This window comes from Sinorhizobium mexicanum (assembly GCF_013488225.1).
In the GTDB taxonomy this organism is placed as follows: Bacteria; Pseudomonadota; Alphaproteobacteria; order Rhizobiales; family Rhizobiaceae; genus Sinorhizobium; species Sinorhizobium mexicanum.
Genome location: NZ_CP041238.1, coordinates 978436 through 997036 on the forward strand (window position 1 = coordinate 978436; position 18601 = coordinate 997036).

The 18601-nt window shown below is 61.4% G+C and carries 17 protein-coding genes; 11 read left to right on the forward strand and 6 right to left on the reverse strand.

Features of this window, described 5'->3' with window-relative positions; all coding sequences use genetic code 11:
- The first annotated feature begins 66 nt into the window (after positions 1-66).
- The 3 genes from FKV68_RS04555 (at position 67) to FKV68_RS04565 (ending at position 2377) form a co-directional block, all read left to right on the forward strand.
- A complete protein-coding gene (locus tag FKV68_RS04555; protein WP_180940344.1) occupies positions 67-933 on the forward strand; it encodes a S49 family peptidase in 867 nt (288 codons plus the stop codon).
- A gap of 198 nt (positions 934-1131) precedes the next feature.
- A complete protein-coding gene (locus FKV68_RS04560; RefSeq protein ID WP_180940345.1) occupies positions 1132-1323 on the forward strand; it encodes a hypothetical protein in 192 nt (63 codons plus the stop codon).
- Between the two features lie 91 nt (positions 1324-1414).
- The gene (locus FKV68_RS04565; RefSeq protein WP_180940346.1) at positions 1415-2377 is read left to right on the forward strand and encodes a glycine--tRNA ligase subunit alpha; all 963 of its coding nucleotides are present in this window, start codon (positions 1415-1417) and stop codon (positions 2375-2377) included.
- A 37-nt stretch (positions 2378-2414) separates the two neighbouring features.
- Here the strand turns inward: FKV68_RS04565 and FKV68_RS04570 are convergent, their stop codons facing one another.
- Positions 2415-2618: a hypothetical protein gene (locus tag FKV68_RS04570; RefSeq protein ID WP_180940347.1), complete on the reverse strand. Its 204-nt coding sequence runs from the start codon at positions 2616-2618 to the stop codon at positions 2415-2417.
- Between the two features lie 248 nt (positions 2619-2866).
- Here FKV68_RS04570 and FKV68_RS04575 point away from each other — a divergent pair, with 248 nt between their 5' ends.
- The 7 genes from FKV68_RS04575 to FKV68_RS04605 all read left to right on the forward strand — a co-directional run bounded on the left by FKV68_RS04575 (position 2867) and on the right by FKV68_RS04605 (position 10223).
- Complete coding sequence (locus FKV68_RS04575) at positions 2867-3415, forward strand: LemA family protein (protein ID WP_180940348.1); 549 nt, start codon at positions 2867-2869, stop codon at positions 3413-3415.
- Between the two features lie 22 nt (positions 3416-3437).
- The gene (locus FKV68_RS04580; protein WP_180940349.1) at positions 3438-5378 is read left to right on the forward strand and encodes a DUF2207 domain-containing protein; all 1941 of its coding nucleotides are present in this window, start codon (positions 3438-3440) and stop codon (positions 5376-5378) included.
- A 103-nt stretch (positions 5379-5481) separates the two neighbouring features.
- Positions 5482-7647 (forward strand): glycine--tRNA ligase subunit beta, encoded by a 2166-nt coding sequence (gene glyS, locus FKV68_RS04585; RefSeq protein WP_180940350.1) that lies wholly within the window; start codon positions 5482-5484, stop codon positions 7645-7647.
- 92 nt (positions 7648-7739) lie between these two features.
- Positions 7740-8606 (forward strand): AraC family transcriptional regulator, encoded by an 867-nt coding sequence (locus FKV68_RS04590; RefSeq protein WP_180940351.1) that lies wholly within the window; start codon positions 7740-7742, stop codon positions 8604-8606.
- A 103-nt stretch (positions 8607-8709) separates the two neighbouring features.
- Positions 8710-9090, forward strand: coding sequence for a cupin domain-containing protein (locus FKV68_RS04595; protein ID WP_180940352.1), 381 nt, complete (start codon positions 8710-8712; stop codon positions 9088-9090).
- Between the two features lie 16 nt (positions 9091-9106).
- On the forward strand, positions 9107-9694 hold the full coding sequence (locus FKV68_RS04600) for a LysE family translocator (protein WP_180940353.1): 588 nt from the start codon (positions 9107-9109) through the stop codon (positions 9692-9694).
- A 43-nt stretch (positions 9695-9737) separates the two neighbouring features.
- Entirely contained in the window at positions 9738-10223 is a 486-nt protein-coding gene (locus FKV68_RS04605) for a 2-thiouracil desulfurase family protein (protein ID WP_180940354.1), read from the forward strand.
- 282 nt (positions 10224-10505) lie between these two features.
- Here the strand turns inward: FKV68_RS04605 and FKV68_RS04610 are convergent, their stop codons facing one another.
- The 5 genes from FKV68_RS04610 to FKV68_RS04630 all read right to left on the reverse strand — a co-directional run bounded on the left by FKV68_RS04610 (position 10506) and on the right by FKV68_RS04630 (position 17432).
- Positions 10506-11024, reverse strand: coding sequence for a plant virulence effector HPE1-like domain-containing protein (locus FKV68_RS04610; protein WP_180940355.1), 519 nt, complete (start codon positions 11022-11024; stop codon positions 10506-10508).
- Between the two features lie 299 nt (positions 11025-11323).
- Positions 11324-12595: a phosphoribosylamine--glycine ligase gene (gene purD, locus FKV68_RS04615; protein WP_180940356.1), complete on the reverse strand. Its 1272-nt coding sequence runs from the start codon at positions 12593-12595 to the stop codon at positions 11324-11326.
- A gap of 104 nt (positions 12596-12699) precedes the next feature.
- Positions 12700-15072, reverse strand: a complete 2373-nt coding sequence (locus tag FKV68_RS04620) for a putative bifunctional diguanylate cyclase/phosphodiesterase (protein WP_180940357.1) — start codon at positions 15070-15072, stop codon at positions 12700-12702.
- The gene (locus tag FKV68_RS04625; RefSeq protein WP_180940358.1) at positions 15069-16109 is read right to left on the reverse strand and encodes a polyamine ABC transporter substrate-binding protein; all 1041 of its coding nucleotides are present in this window, start codon (positions 16107-16109) and stop codon (positions 15069-15071) included. The genes FKV68_RS04620 and FKV68_RS04625 overlap by 4 nt, the downstream gene beginning before the upstream one ends.
- Positions 16110-16235: 126 nt before the next feature.
- Entirely contained in the window at positions 16236-17432 is a 1197-nt protein-coding gene (locus FKV68_RS04630) for an MFS transporter (RefSeq protein WP_180940359.1), read from the reverse strand.
- Positions 17433-17541: 109 nt separating this feature from the next.
- Here FKV68_RS04630 and FKV68_RS04635 point away from each other — a divergent pair, with 109 nt between their 5' ends.
- Positions 17542-18357 (forward strand): AraC family transcriptional regulator, encoded by an 816-nt coding sequence (locus FKV68_RS04635; RefSeq protein ID WP_180940360.1) that lies wholly within the window; start codon positions 17542-17544, stop codon positions 18355-18357.
- The last annotated feature ends 244 nt before the right edge of the window (positions 18358-18601 follow it).

The following is an 18601-nucleotide window of genomic DNA, read 5'->3' on the forward strand; positions in this document are numbered from 1 at the left end:
ACGGGCATTGCGTTTGCGACGGCAGTGCATACATGCAAAGCAGGATTATGACGGGCAGGAGTTGAAATGGCCGGATTCTTGAAAAGGCTGATGCCGAGACGGTTCCGCGGGGAGGGGTTGACGATCCCGGCGATCCGGCTTCACGGCACGATCATGGCCGGTGGCGGCCAATTTCGTCCGGTTCTCAACCTTGCGACCGTGGCCCCGCTTCTGGACAAGGCGTTTTCGGTCAAGGAGGCGCCGGCGATTGCCATATCCATCAATTCGCCGGGCGGCTCGCCGGTACAGTCGCGCCTGATTTACCAGCGTATTCGCGACCTTGCTGAAGAAAAGAAGAAGCGCGTCCTCATCTTCGTCGAGGACGTGGCCGCGTCCGGCGGTTACATGATCGCGCTTGCCGGCGACGAGATCATCGCCGATCCGACCTCGATCGTTGGTTCGATCGGCGTTGTTTCCGGTGGCTTCGGTTTCCCGGAACTGCTCAAGAAGATCGGCGTCGAACGGCGCGTCTATACGGCCGGCGAGAACAAGGTAGTGCTCGATCCGTTCCAGCCGGAAAAAGAGCGCGACGTCGAGTTCCTCAAGAGCCTGCAACTCGAGATCCACGACACGTTCATCCAGATGGTCAAGACCCGCCGGGGATCTCTTCTGGCCGACCATCCTGACATTTTCTCCGGCCTTTTCTGGACCGGCCGGCGCGGGCAGGAACTCGGCCTTGTCGATGCTCTCGGCGACATGCGTGGAGAGGTGAAGAGGCGTTATGGCGCAAAAACGCGCCTCGAATTGATCCAGCCGGCCCGTAGTCTCTTCGGTCGCCGCCAGCCGGGCGCCGCCGTTGCCGCGGCAGTCGCCGCGCCCCTGGCTGCGTCCGCGGCCGCCGGGCTTGTCGAAGCAATCGAGGAAAAGGCACTGTGGGCGCGATACGGGCTCTGAGGCGCGCCGCGTTATACGGCCTCATGTGACGCGCTTTAAGTCTTTGTTTTCATGTATGTCACCACCAAAACCGCTGCACAGTTTTGGGCGACATGCATTAGATGATTCCTCCACCCGCGTCTGGCAGGCGCATGAGGTCGCTGTTACACTTTGAAAGGCTGCATCGCTTCGATTGGAGGAGCGTGCAGAGGAGGAACAATGCCGCAGCTTATCCTGCTCGTGATCATCGCTGTTGTCGCCTGGATCGGCTATCGGAAATTCATTGCCGATGCCGAGAAGCTGGCGCGGCAGCGCGAGCGCCTGCGCCGCGAGCAACAGACCGGCGCCAATGGAACGCTTGTCAAGGATCCGAAGACCGGAGAATACCGCCTGAAGCGCGACGACGAGTGAAGGCTCCGACGTGGATCGGGCAAGACGCTTGACCCTCGCCGTGCGGCGTGGCACCTGTCCGGAAAATCTTGAAGAATTCGGACGTGATCCCATGACCACCGCCTCCCTCCCGGACCATATGAACCCGAAGCGCTCGTTTCAGGCCCTGATTCTGACGCTGCACAACTATTGGGCTGACAAGGGCTGCGCTGTGCTCCAGCCATACGACATGGAGGTTGGCGCCGGTACCTTTCATCCGGCGACGACGCTCCGCGCGCTCGGGCCGAGGCCGTGGCGAGCGGCGTACGTCCAGCCGTCACGCCGCCCGACCGACGGGCGCTACGGCGAGAACCCGAACCGGCTCCAGCACTACTACCAGTACCAGGTGCTCCTGAAGCCGAACCCATCCAACCTGCAGGAACTCTATCTCGGCTCGCTGCGCGCGATCGGCCTCGACCCGCTGCTGCACGACATCCGCTTCGTCGAAGATGACTGGGAGAGCCCGACGCTCGGCGCCTGGGGTCTCGGCTGGGAGTGCTGGTGCGACGGCATGGAAGTGTCGCAGTTCACCTATTTCCAGCAGGTCTGCGGCATCGAGTGCTCGCCGGTGTCGGGCGAGCTGACCTATGGTCTCGAGCGCCTCGCCATGTATGTCCAGGGCGTCGACAATGTTTACGACCTGAACTTCAATGGTCGCGAGGGCGCCGAGAAGATCAACTATGGCGACGTTTTCCTGCAGGCCGAGCAGGAATATTCGCGGCATAATTTCGAATATGCCAACACGGCGATGCTCCATCAGCATTTCATCGACGCGGAAAAGGAGTGCCTCGCACTTCTGGCAGCCGGCGCACCCGGCGACAGCAGCAACAATCGCCTGCATAAATGCGTCTTCCCCGCCTACGACCAGTGCATCAAGGCGAGCCACGTCTTCAATCTGCTGGATGCGCGAGGTGTGATTTCCGTGACAGAACGCCAGAGCTATATTCTGCGCGTCCGTACGCTGGCAAAGGCTTGCGGGGAGGCGTTCCTGCTCACCGATGCAGGCGGTGCGAACTGGAACAGGGAAGCGGCATAATCGACGGGTTGCACCCTCCGTTTCGATAGACAGACCGTCAGCGGCAAGGGCCTCGCGCGCATCGGCGGGTATCCGTCAGAAGAAGACCGGCAACCGGAAATGCCTCCAGCGACAACTGGCCGCCATAGGTCTGCAATGCCCGGCGTACGCCGTTCGGTCTGTCGGCCTGGGCTCCACTCGCATAGGCAAAGAAAAGGGCCAGGAAGGCGATTACGTTGATGGGAGTTGCGAGCGTTTTCATGGTCCTGGCTCTGCGTCTTGAGTTGTTCGATGAAGTGACTTTCGCCTATCTTTAGTTTCAGCGCCGTTCCCGGCGGAACAGCTTTGTAGTTGCAGCCAGTCGTCGATTCCGATGCAAGGAAATCGATCTCGCGCGAGCCAGACGAGTTGCCCGCATCTTTGCGGTCGCCGTTGCTTTGATTGAAAAAAATGCCTTTCAAGCTGGAAAGCCGGTGCTAATCTCTGGCGGATTCTCAAGGAGGGGCTTTCATGATCGGACTGGCAATCGGCGTCGCGGTGATCCTTTATCTGGTTTTCGTCTACAACGGCCTCGTCAAGGCACGACAGGTCGCCGAAGAGGCCTGGTCCGGCATCGATGTGCAATTGAAGCGGCGCGCTGATCTGATCCCCAATCTGATCGAGACGGTGAAGGGCTATGCGGCGCACGAAAAGTCGACGCTTGAAGAAGTCGTCTCATTGCGCAATCGAGCGCAAGCCATGCCGCAGGGCGATGTCGCAGGCAGGGCGGCGGTTGAAGGAGCGCTGTCACAGGCGCTCGGCAAGCTCTTTGCGCTCGCGGAAGCCTATCCGGACCTCAAGGCCAACGAGAATTTTGCGGAGCTCCAGCAGACACTGGAGACGATCGAAGGCGAGATCCAGATGTCGCGACGCTATTATAATGGCGCTGCCCGTGATCTCAACGTCAAGGTCGAAAGCTTCCCGTCCAATCTGATCGCCAATGCCTTCCGCTTTGCCAAGGCCGGCTATTTCGAGATTGCCAATGAAGCGGACCGGGCGGTGCCATCGGTCAAGTTCTGACGATGCGGAGAAGGGAATTGCGATGAAGCGGCTTTCCGCAGCGGTTGCGCTTGTTCTTCTCGTTCTTGTCTGGCCACTTACTGCAGCCGCGCAAGAGATCATCTCCTCCTTCCACTCGGTCATCGAGGTTGCGAAGGACGGCACGCTCACCGTTACCGAGACGATCGCCGCCAATGTCGAAGGCAGCCAGATCAGGCGTGGCATCTACCGCGATTTTCCGCTGACCTTCATCGACGCAAACGGCCGCCGCAGCAAGGTGGATTTCGATCTCATCTCCGTGGAACGCGACGGCGAGGAGGAAAGCTACCGCACCGAAACGATCGACGGCGGTATCCGCATCTATACCGGCAAAGCCGATGTGTTTCTGCCGCGCGGCGAGCACACGTTCCAGATCACGTACGAGACAAGCCGGCAGATCCGTTTTTTCGACGACCATGACGAACTCTATTGGAACGTGACCGGGACCGAATGGGTGTTCCCGATCGAGGAGGCGACGGCCACCGTCACCTTGCCGGAAGGCGTGAAGGCGCAGGCGCTGGACGTGTTTACCGGCGGTTATGGTGCGACGGGCAAGGATGCGCGGGCGGTGGAGGAGGGCGACGAGATCTTCTTCGCCACCACGCGGCGACTTCGCCCACAGGAGGGCCTGACGATCGCGGTCAAGATGCCGAAGGGCAGCATCGATCGGCCAAGCGCATCCCAAGAAAACATCTGGTGGCTGCGTGACCATCTGGCCCTGGTCATTGCCGGTGCGGGCCTCGTCCTTGTCGCGCTCTACTACGGACGCGCCTGGGTGCGCGTCGGTCGCGATCCGGCGCGCGGGGTGATGGTACCGCGCTGGGATGCGCCGGATGGCATTTCGCCGGCGCTCGTCAATTACATCGACAACAAGGGGTTTTCCGGCGAGGGGTGGACGGCCCTGTCGGCCGCCGCGCTCAACCTCGCGGTCAAGGGGCACGTCGTTCTCGAAGACCTGAAGAAGGCGATCGTCATCACCGCGACAGGCAAGGGAGGAGCAGAAAAGCTGCCGACCGGCGAGGCGACGCTGATGAAGGCGATCGGAACGGCCGGCGGCAAACTCACGATCGACCGGGCGAACGGCAAGAAGGTCGCGGCGGCGGGGTCCGCCTTCCGCAGTTCGATGGAGCGGGAACACCGCGGCAAATACTACCGCGCCAACACGGCATATATTGTCGGTGGCGTCTTGCTTTCGCTGCTTGCCATGGCGGCGCTCTTCATCTTCGGCGATCTCAGCGAGGAAAGCATTCCGCTGGTCATGGTGCCGGTCTTCATCGCCTTTTTCGTCTCGATTTTCGCCGTTTCGTTCGGCAAGTCGTTGCGGCGCGGATCGAGCCTCGCGCGCCGCATCATGTCGATCGTGGTCCTGGCCTTTTTCGCATTCGTGTTCCTCACGATATTTTCCGGGGTCCTGGCTGCCATCGTCTTCTCGGCGACCGGGGCGGACGACCTGCCGCTGCTCTTCGCGGTTGGCGGCATCGTGCTCGTCAATGTGCTTTTCTTCTTCCTGATGGGAGCTCCGACGCCACTCGGCACACGGATGATGGACGGCATCGACGGGCTGCGGCAATACATGACGCTCGCAGAGCAGGACCGGATGAACCTCCAGGGCGCGCCGGAAATGTCGCCCCGACATTTCGAGACGCTGCTGCCCTATGCCGTGGCGCTCGGCGTGGAAAAGCCGTGGACGGAGACGTTCGACCGCTGGCTGCTTGCCGCGTCCGCGGGCGCCGCTGCTGCCGCTGCCTATCACCCGAGCTGGTATCACGGCGATTCCTTTGGCCCGGGTTCCTTCGGCGACCGGATCGGGGGGTTCGCCGGTTCGATGGCGGATACCATGACGTCGTCCCTGCCACCCCCGCCCAAAAGCTCGTCCTCGGGGTTTTCCACGGGAGGCGGCTTTTCCGGTGGTGGCGGCGGCGGCGGTGGTGGTGGTGGCTGGTAGTCGCGCCGCAACCAGCCAATTTCCTTGCCGGGCTTGGTGACTTTTTCATCGGAGCTTGCTAAGTCCGCCGCAACCGTCCGAACAGAACAAAGTCCAGAGTCCCATGCCTGATCTTCTTATCGAACTGCGCTCCGAAGAAATCCCCGCCCGCATGCAGCGCAAGGCGGCGGGCGACCTGAAGAAGCTTGTGACGGATGCGTTGGTCGAGGCAGGTCTGACCTATGAAGGCGCGCGTGAATATTGGACGCCGCGCCGGCTGACGCTCGATATCCGCGGCCTGAATGCGCGCTCTGCCGATATTCGCGAAGAGCGCAAGGGACCGCGCACCGATGCGAACGAAAGGGCGATCGAAGGCTTCCTGCGCGGCGCGGGCCTTTCCTCGATCAGCGAGGCGCATGTCTACAGCGATCCGAAAAAGGGGGATTTTTACGTCGCCCATATCCTCAAGCCCGGCCGGGCCGCCGAGGAAATCATCGCCGAGGTAATGCCAGGGATCATCCGCAATTTCCCCTGGCCGAAATCCATGCGCTCCGGTGCCGCCTCCGCGAGGCCCGGCAGCCTGCGTTGGGTGCGCCCGCTCCAGTCGATCGTCTGCACCTTCGGTTCCGAGACGGAGGAAACCAAGGTCATTCCATTCGAGGTCGACGGCATCGTCGCTTCAAATGTCACCTATGGCCATCGTTTCCATGCGCCCGAGGCGATTACCGTCCGCCGGTTTGCCGATTATGCCGAGAAGCTCGAGAGGGCGAAGGTCGCGATCGATGCCGAGCGCCGCAAACAGATCATCTCCGCCGACGCCCACAATGTCGCCTTCGCCAGCGGCCTCGAACTCGTCGAGGACGAGGTTCTGCTCGAGGAAGTGTCGGGCCTCGTCGAGTGGCCGCAGGTGCTGATGGGAAGTTTTGAGGAGAGCTATCTCGAAATCCCGTCGGAAATCATCCGCCTGACGATCAAGACCAACCAGAAGTGCTTCGTCACCCGCGAGCCGGGCGCCGAGACGCTGTCGAACAAATTCATCCTCGTATCGAACATCGAGGCCAAGGACGGCGGCAAGGAAATCGTCCACGGCAACGGCAAGGTCGTGCGCGCGCGCCTCTCGGACGCGGCGCATTTCTGGAAGCGGGACCAGGGCAACTTGCCGGATCTGGAAACGCTCGAGCCGTCCGCGAAGAAATTCGGGCTCGACCTAAAGAAGCCGCTCGACCAGCGCATGGCAAAGCTGGATGCATTGAACGTGACATTCCACGCCAAGCTCGGAACGCAGGGCGAACGCGTCGCCCGCATCCGGTCGCTGGCCGCAGAATTCGCCAGGGTGACGGGCGCGGACGTCGCTGAGGTCGACCGCGCCACAGTGCTCGCCAAGGCGGACCTGCGCACCGAGGCTGTCGGGGAATTCCCCGAGCTTCAGGGCATCATGGGTCACAAATACGCGGTGCTGCAGGGCGAAACATCCGCCGTCGCCAATGCGATCGAGGATCACTACAAGCCCCAGGGACCGTCCGACCGCGTTCCGGCCGATCCCGTTGCCGTGGCTGTTGCGCTCGCCGACAAGCTCGATACGCTCGTTGGCTTCTGGGCGATCGATGAAAAGCCGACGGGTTCGAAGGATCCCTACGCGCTGCGCCGCGCCGCGCTCGGCGTCATCCGGCTCATTCTGGAAGGCAAGGCGCGCCTGCCACTTCGGCCGCTTTTCGAAATCGCGCTCGCGGGTCTCAAGGAGCAGAGGCCCGAGGTCGCCGGCGATATTTCTGCCGATCTGCTTGCCTTTTTCCATGATCGGCTGAAGGTCTATCTGCGTGATCTTGGAGCACGCTACGATCTGATCGACGCCGTATTGGCGCCGGACGCCGACGATTTGCTGCTGATCGCGCGACGTGTCGAGGCGCTGACGGCCTTCATTACCGCCGAGGAGGGCAAGAACCTGCTGGCGGGCACCAAGCGCGCAACGCAGATTCTGGCGGCCGAGGAGAAAAAGGGCACGGAAGTCGCCGCTTCCGTCGACGAGCGGCTCTTCAGGCTCGATGCGGAAAGGACGCTCCATGCATCCATCAAGGTCGCGACCGGCGATGCCCGTGACGCGATCGTCAAGGAGGACTTCCGCTCGGCCATGGCGGCGTTGTCGAAACTGCGTGAGCCGGTCGATCAATTCTTCGATGATGTCCTCGTGAATGACGAGGACACGGCGATCCGTGCCAACCGCCTGGCATTGCTGGGGCTCATTCGCTCCGCCACGGGGGCGGTTGCGGATTTCTCGAAGATTGCGGGATAACGATCGCGTTCTCGTGCGGTTGCGCGCTCCGACCGGCCGCATGGGGCGGCATTGGATCGACAATCGAAAGCAGTTGCCCTATCTCGTAGGGCATGACGAGTGACCATACGAGTGCAGGTGAAGGCATCATCGAGCCGGCGTCCCGTGAGCGTCGAGGCGACTGGATAGCGGTCGCCGAGGACGATGTGCCGTTCGAACGCATCGAGGCCTTCTTCGCCGGGCCAGCCTACGAGCCGCACCGGCACGATACCTATGCCATCGGGCAGACGCTTTCGGGCGTCCAGAGCTTCAGCTATCGCGGCGCCGATCGCTTCAGCCTTCCCGGCAGGACGATGGTGCTCCATCCCGACGAACTGCATGACGGCCATGCGGGCAGCGATGACGGCTTCCGCTATCGCATGATCTACATCGAACCGGCCGCCATTCAGAGCGTCCTAGGTGGCCGTCCGCTGCCCTTCATCAGTGGCGGCATTTCACCCGATCCGAGGCTCTTTGCAGCGGTTGGCGCGTTGTTGCCTGCGACGGACGCCCGGATTGAAGCGCTGGAGTTCGAGGACGGCCTTTTCGAGCTTGCCCATGCGCTTGAAGCCGCGGCCGGCGGCACTTCGCCCAGCCGTCGGGCCTTGGACTACCGTGCGGCGGAACGCGCGCGGCTCTACCTGCACGATTTGCCGGAGGGTACGGTGACGCTCGAAACGCTTGAGACGATCAGCGGTCGGGACCGCTGGGGGCTGAGCCGCGACTTCCGGCGGCTGTTCGGCACAAGTCCATACCGTTATCTCGTTCAACGCCGCCTGGAGGCGGTGAAAACCGATCTTCGGCGGGGGGTGTCGCCCGCAGAGGCCGCGCTGGATGCCGGTTTTGCCGACCAGGCGCATATGAACCGCCATTTCAAGAAGGCGTTCGGTCTTTCGCCCGGACGCTGGCTGCGGATAGCGTGCAAGCCCATCCCACGTTAGAGCGCGTCGCGTTCAAACGGCCTCATGCCTGCCTCGCACAAATGTTCAATACCGTCTGTCCTGATCGCCGTAACCTCGCCCGAAGTGACAGGAGGAAGAGGCAATGGATGCGTCGAAGCGAACCTATGCGCCGGTCAATTTTCAGGGCAAGCTCGCGTCATTTTCCGACCAGTGGCAGCCGCGCGTGATCGCCGAAATCAACGACTACCAGGTCAAGATCGTTCGTATCGAGGGCGATTTCGTCTGGCATGACCATCCGGAAACGGATGAGGCCTTCATCGTACTGGACGGCACCCTTCGGATCGATTTCCGCGACGGTTCCGTCACTGTCGGACCGGGCGAGATGTACGTCGTGCCGAAGGGAGTCGAGCACAAGCCCTATGCGCAAGGTGAAGTGAAGATGCTGCTCATCGAACCGCGCGGCATCCTGAACACCGGCCGTGAGGGTGGCAGCCGCACGGCTGAAAACGACGTCTGGGTCTGACATCGGAGATGCGGCCATGGCCGGAGATCTCGCTCTCCTCGTTCTTGCGGCGCTGCCGCTGATGGGCAGCCCGGGCCCGGCGACGCTCAGCCTCGCCGGAATGGGCGCGGCGCACGGCATGCGCCTGAGTGTGCACTACGCCGCGGGCGTCAATATTGGTACCATTGCCGTCGTGCTGGCGATCGCCGCGGGCGTAACCGCTATCGTTCTCGAACTGCCGGGTATGAAGCCGGCGCTCATGATCCTCGCCGGCGTGTATATGATCTATCTCGCATGGCATATCGCCACCGCGCCGCCCGTTGCCGCTCAGGAACAGGGCTCAGGCGCTCCCTCCTTCCTGAGCGGCCTGATGCTCGCGATCGCCAATCCCAAGGCCTATGCCGCGATCGGCGCCGTTTATGCGGGTAGCGCTACCGACGCGGACGAAGGCGGCATTGCGAAGATTATCGCCCTCAGCATCCTCGCAATCGCCGTCAATACGACCTGGCTCTGGTTCGGCGCCGCTATCGCGGCGATCCTCTATGATCCGCAAAAGGCGCGCGTCGCCAACTTGATCTTCGCTTTTCTTTTGCTGGCCTCCATCGCCTTGCCGTTGCTTCGGTAGATTCGCCCTTGAAAGGATCTATGGCGACCGTTTATGAAGCGGCATGACCGCCAAAATCCTCGTCAGTGCCTGTCTCATGGGCCATGCGGTGCGCTATGACGGCGCGTCGAAGCCGCTTTTTCACCCGGCGATCGATCGCTGGCGCAACGAGGGCCGGCTTGTGACGATCTGCCCGGAGATGTCAGCCGGCATGCCGGTGCCACGCCCGCCGGCGGAGATCGCGGGCGGGCAGGCGGGATCCGACGTGCTCTCAGGAAGGGCCCGTGTGGTTGAAAAGACTGGCCGCGACGTGACGGACGAGTTTGTTCAAGCCGCCGAAAATGCCCTGGCGCTTGCGCTCGAAACTGGCTGTCGCTTCGCGCTGCTGATCGACGGCAGTCCATCCTGCGGTTCAGGCTTCATCTATGATGGCAGTTTCAGCGGCGCGCGGCATTCGGGCATGGGCGTGACCGCCGCATTGCTGCGTCAGAACGGCATCGAGGTTTATTCCGACAGCGAAATAGACCGTCTGGTAGACAAAGCAGGATGAAGACTACAGCACCGCGCGTCTAGCGCATCGGGCCGAAGATCGGAATCAATTTTCGGAAAGCACGATGCGTAGATTCAAAGACTTACAGCGTCCTTTGTGTGTCCTGAAGGACGCACCGCGCTGTAGTCAGGCAGGGGCGAAGAATGCGGCCTGCCGAGTACCCCGCAAAAGATTACGCCCCTGCTTCTCTCAGGGGCGCAATCTCTCGCCATTGCAGCGAAGGCCCGCCAGCCGTGAATCAGGGGTCAGCTGGACGGGGCAGGGAACTGTATTTATATGGTTTTAGTCTAGCCGAAGTTCGAATCCAGCCGGATCAAATTCCTGTGAGTTGCCCGCCATAGAGGCGGCAACCGGTTGCGCGCGCGGGACCGCATGAACGGCGGCGGTTTTGGCCGTCTCATCGATCTCCGAGGAAACGACTTCATGCGTGGCGGGTTGGCTTAGATCGACGCTTGCGGAGGCATTCGCCGTTGCCGGCTCGACTTTCATCGCCGCCGCTCTCACGACTTCCTCGGGTGCCTTGCTGACGAAGACGACCGGCGATCCGCCGAGCCAGGCTTCCGTGCGCACCAGCTTCACCTCGCCGTCGATTTGCTTCAGTTCGACCTTGTCGGTGCCGGGCGCGATCTCGGGGACGACATAGGAGGACTTCTTCTTCGGCTGCAGCGGCGGGCAGTCCGCGCAGGAAACCGCAGCGACACTGGAATTGACCGCCTTGCCGGAGACGACGTCCTCGATCGAGGACGCAGCGGCCGTACCGGCGAGAAGCGCGAAAGCGGCGGAGATAAGCAGGGAGCGCATGGGATTCTCCTCGAAACTATCGAGAGCGACAGTATGCGTCTTCCGTTACCTTCCCGTCAGGCGGATTGGTAAAAATTGATTGATGCGGCGTTTTTCGCCGAGATCATTTCATTGTTTCATTGAAACACTGAAATGATCTAACTCGTTGAAACCACGCAATTCCGGACGGAAAACCGTTACACACTTTTCCTGGAATTGCTCTAATGTCGCCCAAGGTGTGCGGCGGTTTTGGGACAACGACATGCATAAAAGCAATGACCTAACGCGCGTCGCAGGAGTCCGATTGAACGGCGCCCACTTTAGGCGGTTTCCCGCGCGACGGCGCGCCAGCCGATGTCGCGACGATAGAATCCGTTTTCCCATGAGACGCCGCGCAGGGCTTCATAGGCGGCGTCCTTGGCCTTGCTGACGCTTTCGCCCATGGCCGTGACGTTTAATACGCGGCCGCCCGTCGCTACCAGTTGATCGTCCTTCACCGCCGTGCCGGCATGAAACACCTTGGTCGTCGCGGACTCGCCGGGAAGGGCTGTGATCGGCGTGTTCTTCGCGTAAGCCCCTGGGTAGCCCCGCGAGGCCATGACGACCGTCAGCGCCGCCTCGTCCCGCCATTCAATGCTCATCTCGCCAAGCGTTCCGGTCGCTGCCCCGTAGAGCAGCGGCAACAGATCGCTCTTCATACGCATCATCAGCACCTGGCACTCCGGGTCGCCGAAGCGGACATTATACTCGATGAGTTCCGGGCCCTTCCCGGTGATCATCAGCCCGGCGAAAAAGACGCCGCTGAACGGATAACCGCTTTCGGCCATGCCGCGCATCGTCGGCTCGATAATCTCCTTCATCGTGCGCTCGACCATTTCGGCCGTCATCACCGGCGCGGGCGAATAGGCGCCCATGCCTCCGGTATTCGGGCCCGTGTCGCCGTCACCGACACGCTTGTGATCCTGTGCCGAAGCGAGCGGCAGGGCGTTCTTGCCGTCGCAGAGACAGAAGAAGCTCGCCTCCTCGCCGTCGAGATAGGCCTCGACGACAACTTCGGCGCCGGCGGACCCGAACGCGCCTGCAAAGCACTCGTCGACGGCGGCCAGCGCCTCGTCAAGCGTCATCGCAACGGTCACGCCCTTGCCGGCGGCGAGCCCGTCTGCCTTGATCACGATCGGCGCACCCTGTTCGCGCACATAGGTCTTGGCCGCTTCCGCTTCGGTGAACCGTTTGTAGGCGCCGGTCGGAATGCCGTATTTCGCGCAGAGATCCTTGGTGAAGCCCTTGGAGCCTTCGAGCTGGGCAGCGGCTGCGGACGGACCGAAGACCGCAATGCCTGCGGCGCGGAGCGTGTCCGCAAGCCCCGCGACAAGCGGTGCCTCCGGGCCGACGACGACGAAATCGATCGCCGTCCGCTGGCAGAAATCGACCACAGCCTTTTGGTTGTCGACATCAAGGGCGACAATTGTCGCTTCTTCGGCGATACCCGGATTTCCCGGCGCGGCATAAAGCGCGGTCAGTTTCGGAGATTGTGCGATTTTCCACGCAAGCGCATGTTCGCGTCCGCCCGATCCGATCAGAAGAACCTTCATTGCCACCCTCGCCATCAGGTAATTGCTGCGCTGCGGTTAGGACGGCAGGCGGGGTAAGGTCAAGGAAAAAGCGGCGTCCGCGGCGGATTCAAATGGACACCGGGTCAGCGGGCGGCCGAGCGCCACTCCTCGGCATTGCCTTCAACCGTTTCGGCCGCGGGTCGTGCCGTTCGCGTCAGTGCCCAGATCGCGAGATCGTCGAGCGAAAGCGGCTTGCTGATCAGATAGCCTTGAAAACGGTCGCAACCGGCTGCGGTCAGCATCGCAAGCTTTTCCGGCCTATCCACGCCTTCGCCAACCACGGCCATATCCTTCGCGTGGCAGAGCGCGACGACGGCCTTGAGGACCGGCAGGGACTGTGACGCGGTCAGGTTGGAGACGAGCGCTCTGTCGAGTTTGATCGTGTCCGCGGCATAGTCGATGATTTGCTGAACCGAAGTGTAGCCTGCGCCAAAGTCGTCGATGGAGAGGCGGAAGCCCTTTTGGCGCAGTTCCTCGATGTTCCGCCGCAGCTGATCGCTCACTTTGACCGCGAAGGTCTCCGTCAGTTCGATATCGATCGACTGCGGCTGAAGTCCATGGCGTTCGACACAATCGGAAAAATAGTCACTGATCGAGCGCGAGTGCAGTTCGGCGGAGGAAATGTTGACTGCCAGCACGGTGTCGGGGCCGAAAAGGGCTTTCAACTGACAGCAATCGGACATCGCCTTGTTGATGACCCACCAGTCGATCTTGGAAAACAGGCCGGAGCTTTCCGCAATCGGCACGAATTCGTCCGGAGTGACGTTGCCGAGGATGGGGGAGTGCCAGCGCAGCAGGGCCTCGCAGCCGGTGACGCGGCCTTTCGTGTCGACGATCGGCATGTACACCAGGTGAAACTGCTCATCCGGGTCGAGAGAGCGCAGTTCCTCCTGAATTTGGCGCAACCGCGTGCGTCTGTCATGGAGGGCGCGCGAGAAGCGGCTGGAGCGGTTCTTGCCGGCGCTCTTGGCCTGATACATGGCGGCGTCGGCATTGGAGATCAGTTCGGCGACATTGCTCGCGTCGTCCGGACAGATCGCCGCCCCGATGCTCGCCGTCACCGGATAGCGCTTGCCGGACACCTCGAAGCCGTCATCGAACAGAGCGAGAATTGCTGCGGCGATTTCCCTGACGGTGCCGTCACCCGGTCTCGATCGCACCAGCACGGCGAATTCGTCGCCGGACAGGCGGGCGAAGATCGCCGGTTTCTGTCCTCGCCTCCGGGTGATGGCGTCGACATGGTCTGCAAGCCGGGCGGCAAGCGTCTTCAGGAGCTCGTCGCCGACTTCGTGGCCATGCTTGTCGTTGACAAATTTGAAGTTGTCGATGTCGATGAACAGCAAGCTGCATTTTTCGCCGGACGACATGGCGTCCTGAACGACACCGGTAGCAAGCGTGTTGAAGTGTGCGCGATTGCTGATGCCGGTAAGCGTGTCCGTCCAGGAGCTTTTTTGCACGAGCTCCAGCGAATGGACCGACTGGCGATGCAATTCACGGATGTTCTGGGTCAGACGGCCGATTTCGCCCGCTTCGTCGTGATCGACGATTTCGTCGCGTGCTCCGACCATGACCGCCATGACATTGGCGTCGAGCGTGGCGATCGGCTCGGTAATGAAGCGGCGGATCAGGACAACGATCAGCCAAATGGAGAAAAGGCCCATGGCCACCGCACCAAGCGCAAGCAACGTCTTCTGGCGCAGCATCTGGCTGTCGAAATGTGCGTCCGAAATGGTCAGCGTCGCATAGAGCGCTGGCCCGAGAGGTGCACTTGCCGAAAGGTCATCGGTAACGGCGAGAGGCCAGGGCTGGAGAACGATGTCGGACTCATATTCCTTCTTCAGCGCAGTCTGCATCTGAAGGAACCGATCGGGCTGCACGGCCACCTGCATCAGAAGCGCGTTCGCCTTGTTGCTGGGCAGGGGGCGGCCCAAGGTGATTGGATCGATGAACTGGGAGTAGACGATTCTGGGCCGTCGGCCGACGTCGTGAAGGTAGGCCCAATCCGTAAGCTTGCTGCCCTTGACGAGTTGCCTGGCGAGTTCGACCTGTGCCTGGTCGACTTCCGCGAACGGATCCCAGCTGTTTTCAAAGTAATATTCCGTTTCCAGCTTGGAGGTCAGGATGACCAGCGAGACGAAGCCCATTGGGTCGTCCGAGAGCGACTTTACGCTTTCCTGCAGACGCACGCCGACCGCGTTGGCGCGATAAGTTTTGTCCGTTTCGGATACGAACTGGCGCAGCGCATTGCTGTTCAGCAGAGCGTTGAGGAAGCTTTTGCTCCGTCGGACTTCGTTCTGAAAGACCGCGGCCGCATGCTCGAGCCTTTGCGACAGCTTGGCGTGTTCCAGCGCCCGGATCGATCGGCTTTGGGCGACGTGAACCGAAAAGGCAGCGAGGAGGTAGCCAGCAAGCACCACAGGGAAGATGAGGATGAGCGCGCGCTTGCCGAGTGTCACTGGAAATTCGCCAACGTACTGATGATGCGTCGGCGTGCTTGGACCGACTGGACAGAGAGTTCTTGCTGATATTGGCTTTTCGCCAGTATTTCCGCAGGCGGATAGACCGCAGGGTCGGAGCGCATCGCTTCGGGCAGAAGTTTGAGCGCTGCGCTGCTTGCTGTAGGCATGTTCAGTGCCACCGCGTTTGCGGCAGCGCTGTCCGCGGAACCGATGAAGTGGAGAAATTCCAGCGCCCGTCGCTTGTTCGGCGACCCTGCCGTCGCGGCCATGCAATCAAGCCAGGAAAGCGTGCCTTCCTTCGGGACCGAGTAGTGCCAGAGATCGGGAGCGCCAACCTTGTCGTTGAGCACAAGCTGATCACCGCTGTAGCCAAGCGCCATGTGAATGTTTCTGCCGATCGCCGGGTTCTGGATTGAGGTGATCACATAATCGTAGGTCAACACGGACGATGCCTGTTCCTTCATGAGATCGAAGGCGGCCTTCAGCGTCTCGTTGTCGTTGGCATTGATGGACGCGCCGAGCAGCATCAAAGGGGCCACGAAGGTCTCGTTGTGGTCGTCGAACATGGCGATGTGCTTCTTCAACGCCGGTTTAGGGCGCATCAGGTCCTGCCAGGAGGTCGGGCGCTCCTTCACGACATCGGAGCGGTAGAGAATGCCCATCGTGCCCCAAAAATAGGGCAGGCCGTGTCCGGCACAGCGCTTGCGCCATTCGGGCGCATAGTCCTTGAGGGAGGGGACATTCGCCTCGGTGAGCGGTTCGAGAACACCCTTCCTGCCGAAAAGCGCCGCACCGTTTTCTCCGACGACGACGATATCTATGTTGCTGCCCGGATCCGCCAGGATCTCGTCGCGGGCGTCCCCGCTGTCATAGTTGACCTGATGGATCGCGACGCCGGTCTTTGCCGTCCAGCGGTCGATGATTTCCTGGTCGATGTAGGATTCCCAGATGAGTAGGTTGAGGGTTTCGGCGCGAGCAATGGATGCGTATGCCAGCGTCGCCAGGAAGACGGAAAAGACCGCGCGCCCTCTCATTTCATGCCTCTACCCAAGCCCCCATCCGATAACGCTACCGCGCAATAATTTATGAATGATTACAGAGGGTCGCGTCGGCGGACACCGATTTCGACGCGACGGGTAACCGGACCGCATGGAAGGCGTCTATCGTGCCGGAAGTCTGGGCAGCAGGACCGTCAGGATGCCGAGCAGCGGCAGGTAGGAGCAGATCTCGTAGACGAACGCGATGCCCTGCCGGTCGGCGAAGATGCCGAGCACCGCGGCGCCCATGCCGCCGAAGCCGAAGGCAAAGCCGAAAAAGACACCCGCAATCAGGCCCACGCGGCCGGGAACGAGCTCCTGCGCGAAGACGACGATGGCGGAGAAGGCGGACGAGAAGATGAGGCCGATGAGAACGCTGAGGACGCACGTCCAAAACAGATTTGCATAAGGCAGCATGAGCGCGAACGGAATGACGCCGAGGATCGAGAACCAGATGACGAAGCGTGCGCCATATCGGTCGCCGATCGGGCCGCCGAGGAAGGTTCCGACGGCCGCCGAGCCGAGGAACAGAAACAGCATCAGTTGGGCTTGCTGCACGCTCGTGCCGAACTTCTCGATCACGAAGAAGGTAAAGTAGCTGGATATGGAGGCGAGATAGACGTTCTTCGTCGCGGTCAGCAGGACGAGGATAGCGATTGCCCAGAGCACCCGGCCTTTCGGCAAGGGAAGCGTCCGGTTCGGAGCGGGCCGGTTCATGGTCAGGCGGCGGTGCCGCACGTACCACGTGCTGACCCAGGAAAGCACGAAGAAGCCGGTAATCGCCACGATCGAGAACCAGGCGAGACTACCCTGGCCGAACGGAATGACGATGAAGGCTGCAAGCAGCGGTCCCAGCGCGCTGCCGGCATTCCCGCCGACCTGGAAGAGCGATTGCGCCAGCCCGTGGCGGCCACCGGACGCGAGCCGGGCCACGCGCGAAGATTCGGGATGAAAGATCGCGGAACCGACGCCGATCAGGCTCGCCGCCAAAAGAAGAACCCAGAAGTGACTGGCGTTTGCGAGGAGAATGAGCCCCGAGCAGGTTGAAAGCATGGCCAGCGGCAGGGAATAAGGCAGTGCCCATCGATCAGTAACAATGCCCACAGCCGGCTGCAGCATAGATGCGGTCAATTGAAACGTGAAGGTCAAGAGACCGATCTGGACGAAGTCGAGTGCGTAATTCGCCTTCAGCAACGGGTACAGAGCGGTGAGCAGCGACTGCATGATGTCGTTCAGCATGTGGCAGAAGCTGACCGCAAGAATGACGGAGAAGGCGGTCTTTTCGGGACTGATGCTGCCCGTCGACGTTACTGAAGCCATGAGATGTTTCCCTGCGAACGGCCCATCTGTTGAACTGCCGGTCATCTCTAGACGGCTTGTTGCTGGCCTGCTTTTGTGATTTGGTCCAATTCTTTCGCGAGTGGGCCAAATGCCGAAAACGAGAAGAAATTACCTGGCGCAATTGCCGGATGCGGATCATTTCAGAAGCCTGGAGTGGATCGAGAGCGCGAACGCTTCCGTCCTGGCGATTGGCAAGGACTACGCCGCGGGCTTGAGGATCCCTCCCCACAGCCATAGCCGCACGCAGTTGTGGTGGGCGCGCTGCGGAGTCGTCCTTGTACATACGCCAAGGGGACGCTGGATGATCCCTCCTGGGCACGCCTTGCTCATTCCCGCCGGCACCGACCACTCGGCGGAAATGGTGAGCGATGTCCGGATGCATTCGATCTACATTTCCGCGGCCGCCAGCCGCGCCGCTCGGCCGCTCGTGGTCGAGATCACCGCGCTCGTCGGCAGCCTTATCGATGCTTTGGTCTGTGCTCGGGACGAAGCGTCGTCCGAGCAACGGGAGCAATTGATCATGGATCTGTTGCTCGCGGAGATTCCGCGGCTCTCGGAGCGGCCGTTGGGCTTGCCTTTCCCGCAGAACCAGAGGCTTGCCTCCCTGTGCCGGCAGTTCCTGAAGGCGCCTTCGGCGACCGCAACCATTGATCAATGGGCCGATCGCATGCGCATCAGCCGCCGTTCCTTCACGCGCCTTTTTCGGCGCGAAACAGGCATCAGTTTCGTCACCTGGCGGCAGCAGGCTTGCATCTTCGGCTCGCTGCCGCGCCTTGCTGATGGCGAGTCGATCACCACCGTGGCGCTCGACGCGGGCTACGAGAATGTCGCGGCGTTCACGACCATGTTTCGGCGCATGCTTGGCGCGCCGCCAAGCCTCTATTTGCGTGACCAGTCAGGCTGATCGATAAAGTGCCATGGGAAACGAAAGCTGAATTGACCTGGTTAACGGAATCGTAGGAACACACCATAGATAAAGCGGCGGTTGTACTACACCCGAGCTTTCTCCCTGGCTCGTGCCCAGGCGCGATCCACCCGCCTACAGCGCCGCGCGTCCAATCGGACGCGCAAAGGTCGCTGCAGCACTTTGAACTGCTGCATGATTTTGTCCTTAAATCGATTCCGATTTAAGGAATCATGCGGTCGCG